Consider the following 4,128-nt stretch of genomic DNA (forward strand, 5'->3'; position numbering starts at 1 on the left):
ACGCGAAGAAAGTTTCTCGCGAAAACGCTCGTCGCGTACGTCTGTACTAATCCACGAGAAAGATCCTCACCAGCTTAAAACAGGTAGAGCCTACGATGTCCGAACTCAAGCAGCAGATCACCACTGAGATGAAAGCTGCCATGCGTGCCAAAGATAAGGAACGCCTGGGTACGATTCGTATGATGCTCGCCGAACTAAAGCGCATCGAAGTTGATGAACGCATTGAGCTGGATGATGCCCGAGTATTGGCGACGCTAGACAAAATGTCTAAACAGCGTCGCGACTCGATCTCGCAATATGAAGCAGCGGACCGCCCGGATCTGGCGGACGTGGAGCGACGGGAGATGGAGGTGATTAAAACTTTCCTGCCGCAACCGCTAACAGTAGAAGAGATCAGTGATCTGATCGACCAGGCTATTACAGCCAGCGGTGCCCAGTCCATGCAGGATATGGGCAAGGTTATGGGGATTGTTAAGCCCCAGATTCAAGGCCGCGCCGACGTTGGTGAAACGTCTAAACTCGTAAAACAACGTTTGACCAGCTAAGCTGCCGCAGTACTCATAGCTGCAGCTCTCACATGGCCGGACGCATCCCACAGCACTTTATTGACGACCTTCTTGCACGCGTAAATATTATCGATGTGTTGGATGGGCGTGTCCAAAAGCTAAAACGCACCGGAAAAAACTTCTCTGGTCTCTGCCCATTTCACAAAGAGAAGACGCCATCATTTACAGCCAATCAAGAGAAACAGTTTTATTACTGCTTCGGTTGTGGCGCAGGCGGCAATGCCCTCGGCTTCATGATGGAATACGACCACCTGGATTTCCCCCAAGCGGTCGAAGAGTTAGCCAAGATGGCGGGTATCGAGGTTCCACGCGAGGAATCCCAACAGAACCGTCAGCAACAGCAGCAGCTCAAGTCTTTATACGATCTTCTGGAACAAGCCTCACAGTTTTATACCCAGCAACTGCGCTCCCACCCTGCTCGCGAGCAAGCAGTAAAGTACCTAAAGTCTCGTGGTTTATCAGGCCAGGCTGCCAAAGCATTTGATATAGGCTTCGCCCCTCCAGGCTGGGACAACTTCCTGGAAAAAGTAGGTAACGACGAAAAAAACCGGCAATTGCTTGAGCAGGCCGGGCTACTTATCCACAACGAAGAGCGCAACAGCGATTACGATCGTTTCCGCAACCGCATTATGTTCCCCATTCGCGATCAGCGCGGACGGGTTATTGCCTTTGGCGGACGCGTACTGGGCGACGATAAACCTAAATACCTGAATTCGCCCGAAACGGAGACGTTTCGCAAAGGCCGCGAGCTTTACGGACTTTACGAAGCACGCAAACACAACCAGAAGCTGGAACGCCTTCTAATAGTAGAAGGTTATATGGATGTCGTCGGGCTCGCTCAATATGGCATTCACTACGCGGTCGCCACACTAGGTACGGCAACGACAGCCCAGCATCTTGAACGCGTTTTTAAGATGGTACCCGAAGTTATTTTTTGCTTCGATGGAGACCAGGCTGGCCGCACGGCCGCGAAACGCGCACTCAGCACCACCCTACCGGTCATTAAAGATGGTCAGGAAGCCCGATTCCTATTTTTGCCGGACGGTGAAGATCCAGACAGCTTAGTCAGGCAAGAAGGCACAGAACTGTTTAGCAAGCGTCTTGATGAAGGCCTGCCTTTGGCCGAATTTTTCTTTAAAAGCCATTCAGAAGAGATGGATCTGAACAGCATGGATGGCCGCGCCCGATTCAGTAGCGCAGCCCTGCCCATGATTCAGACCATGAAACCCGGCATCCTGAAGCAGATGATGCTGGATCGCGTGAGCGAACTGACGGGCTTGTCTCAGGACCAACTTGAAAGCGTTGTAAACCTGCATAGCGCTACACAAGCAGCACCGCCCTCTCAACAAGAGCCAGATTCCTTTGTACCTGACTATTACGATGATGGTGACTACAGCGATCCCGGCCTACTGCCAACATATCCACAACCCAGCCAACAGAGCAGTAAACCTCGTCGCTCTGACACGCCGCGTTCTGGAAGAGGAACCGTTCAACTCAGCGAACGTATTATCTCTTTGCTCCTCCACTTTCCGACGCTGGCACGCCTATGTGAGCTTCCTGTTAAGCTGGATCAACTTCCAGAAAACAATATCCCGCTCCTGTGTGCGCTGATCGATTATTTAAAAAGCCATCCACGCGCTACATTGGGCACGCTGTATGTCGACTGGCAGGAAGACCCGGTACTCAGCGGCTACCTAATGACACTGAACGGCATTACTTACGCTGATCCCGTGAACGACATCCAAAAAGCTGAACAAATTTTACGCGATGCCCTGCCAAAGCTGGAAAGCCGCATCGATGATTTACGCCTGAACGAACTGTCAAAAAAAATCAGTCGTAGTGAAGAAGAAAAGAACGAACTGAACCAGCTCCTGCTTAAACAACACCTTAATCAAGCACCAAATCCAGCAAAATAATCGCAAGCGTTTCAAATCTGGTCTATTTTTTAATCATCAGCATCAATTATTAGCACCTTCTTTTTGTAGAAAAAACGCCCATTCATGGCTATAATTGCCTGCTAATTTTTTCATCATTCACTGTCATCTAGTCAGGGTCACATGTCCGATACTTCTCAGCAGCAGCAGTCGCGCCTCAAGGAATTGATCGCCCGTGGTAAAGAACAAGGTTACCTTACCTACGCTGAAGTCAACGACCATCTTCCGGAAGATATAGCCGATCCGGATCAGGTTGAAGATATCATCCGCATGATCAATGACATGGGCATATCCGTGTCAGAAGAAGCTCCGGACGCAGAAACGCTCCTGATGACGGAAGGTGATTCTGCGGAAGAAGCCGACGAAGAAGCCGTAGCGGCACTCGCGGCGGTAGAGTCTGATGCGGGCCGTACTACGGACCCTGTGCGCATGTACATGCGTGAAATGGGTACCGTGGAACTGCTTACCCGTGAAGGCGAAATCGATATCGCCAAGCGTATTGAAGAAGGCATCCGCGAGGTCATGACCTCCCTTGCCTCTTTCCCAGGTTCAATCAATATCGTATTGGATGCTTACGATTCTACATTGCAGGAAGATGGCGGCCGTCTGAGTGATATCTTCAGCGGATACATCGATGCTGATGATGGCGTCGCTATTCCAGTACCTGGTGCCGCCCAAGCCGCAGCAGCTGATAGCGATGATGATGACGAAGAAGAGAAGGATCGCGGTCCAGATCCTGAAGAAGCCGCCAAGCGCTTTGGTCTTATTCGTGACAACCTGAATAAGTATTTTGATGCCGTTGAAGCCTCAGGACACGATTCCAAAGAAGCCGCTGATGCGATGGTCGAAGTAGGTATTGCCTTCGCACCAATCAAATTATCACCTCGCTTCTACGATACGCTGGTTGAGCGCGTTCGCTCCTCAATCACCAGTGTGCGTTTACAGGAACGCACCATAATGCGTATCTGTACACAGCGTTGTCGTATGGCACGTCGTGATTTCATCACCTCCTTCCCTGGCAACGAAATCAACACCGAGTGGTTTGATTCTTTGATCGCTGAAGGTGCGGACTATTCCAAAGCGATTAAACGCAACCTGATCGAGTTGAAACGTGCTCAGAAGAAACTGATTCAGATGGAGCATGCTACTGGCCTGACTCTATCCGAAATCAAAGAAGTAAACCGTCGCATGTCGATCGGCGAAGCGCGTGCTCGCCGGGCTAAGAAAGAGATGGTTGAGGCGAACTTACGTCTGGTTATCTCTATCGCCAAGAAATACACCAACCGCGGATTGCAGTTCCTGGATCTTATCCAGGAAGGCAACATCGGCCTGATGAAGGCTGTTGATAAGTTCGAATATCGTCGTGGTTATAAGTTCTCCACCTATGCAACATGGTGGATTCGTCAGGCTATCACCCGCTCGATCGCCGACCAGGCTCGTACAATTCGTATTCCGGTTCATATGATCGAAACGATCAATAAACTGAACCGCATCTCTCGTCAAATGCTTCAGGAGATGGGACGCGAAGCGACACCAGAAGAGCTGGCAGAGCGCATGGATATGCCTGAGGATAAGATCCGTAAGGTACTTAAGATCGCTAAAGAGCCGATCTCCATGGAAACACCGAT

General features: G+C 50.5%; 3 protein-coding genes. All 3 read left to right on the forward strand.

All coding sequences use genetic code 11. The features are described 5' to 3' along the window. Positions 1 to 95: 95 nt before the first annotated feature. On the forward strand, positions 96 to 545 hold the full coding sequence (locus tag ABYW01_RS15715; RefSeq protein ID WP_372834450.1) for a GatB/YqeY domain-containing protein: 450 nt from the start codon (positions 96 to 98) through the stop codon (positions 543 to 545). A 32-nt stretch (positions 546 to 577) separates the two neighbouring features. Then, positions 578 to 2,482, forward strand: coding sequence for a DNA primase (gene dnaG, locus ABYW01_RS15720; protein ID WP_372834451.1), 1,905 nt, complete (start codon positions 578 to 580; stop codon positions 2,480 to 2,482). Between the two features lie 141 nt (positions 2,483 to 2,623). Further along, on the forward strand, positions 2,624 to 4,128 hold a 1,505-nt coding region (gene rpoD / locus ABYW01_RS15725), incomplete at its 3' end, for an RNA polymerase sigma factor RpoD (RefSeq protein WP_372834454.1).

Origin of the sequence: Pontibacterium sp. (assembly GCF_041587635.1) — a bacterium.
Classification (GTDB): Bacteria; Pseudomonadota; Gammaproteobacteria; order Pseudomonadales; family Balneatricaceae; genus Pontibacterium.

What these genes read in the sequence shown, in the direction of transcription:
- ABYW01_RS15715 (WP_372834450.1), top strand. Translation starts at nt 96, where the DNA reads ATGTCCGAACTCAAGCAGCAGATCACCACTGAGATGAAAGCTGCCATG.
- dnaG (WP_372834451.1), top strand. Translation starts at nt 578, where the DNA reads ATGGCCGGACGCATCCCACAGCACTTTATTGACGACCTTCTTGCACGC.